Here is a 549-nt window from a genome sequence, read left to right as displayed (position 1 = left end):
ATTTATTGAGCAAAGACTTTAAAGAGAAAATAGATAAAGATGTCATTTCTTACATCGAAAAGAATGAAAGTAGATTTAAAGGTGCGAAAGGTGATAAAGGCGAACCGGGACAACCTGGTGCAAAAGGTGAAGCAGGTAAAAAAGGAGAACAAGGCGCACCCGGTAAAAACGGTACTGTAGTATCAATCAATCCTGACACTAAAATGTGGCAAATTGATGGTAAAGATACAGATATCAAAGCAGAACCTGAGTTATTGGACAAAATCAATATCGCAAATGTTGAAGGGTTAGAAGATAAATTGCAAGAAGTTGAAAAAATCAAAGATACAACTCTCAACGACTCTAAAACGTATACGGATACAAAAATTGCTGAACTAGTTGATAGCGCGCCTGAATCTATGAACACATTAAGAGAATTAGCAGAAGCAATACAAAACAACTCTATTTCAGAAAGTGTATTGCAACAGATTGGCTCAAAAGTTAGTACAGAAGATTTTGAGGAATTCAAACAAACACTAAATGATTTATATGCTCCAAAAAATCATAATC

General features: G+C 34.6%; 1 protein-coding gene. It reads left to right on the top strand.

Annotated elements, in window-relative coordinates; translation table 11 throughout:
• Positions 1-549, top strand: a 549-nt coding sequence (locus FPQ13_RS13605) for a collagen-like triple helix repeat-containing protein (RefSeq protein ID WP_246065544.1), incomplete at both ends; no start/stop codon positions are given.

The sequence above is a fragment of the Allobacillus salarius genome, from assembly GCF_007559425.1.
GTDB classification, from domain to species: domain Bacteria; phylum Bacillota; class Bacilli; order Bacillales; family Alkalibacillaceae; genus Allobacillus; species Allobacillus salarius.
The sequence above is the reverse complement of the archived record's forward strand: the minus strand, read 5'-3'. Positions and strand labels throughout refer to the sequence as shown.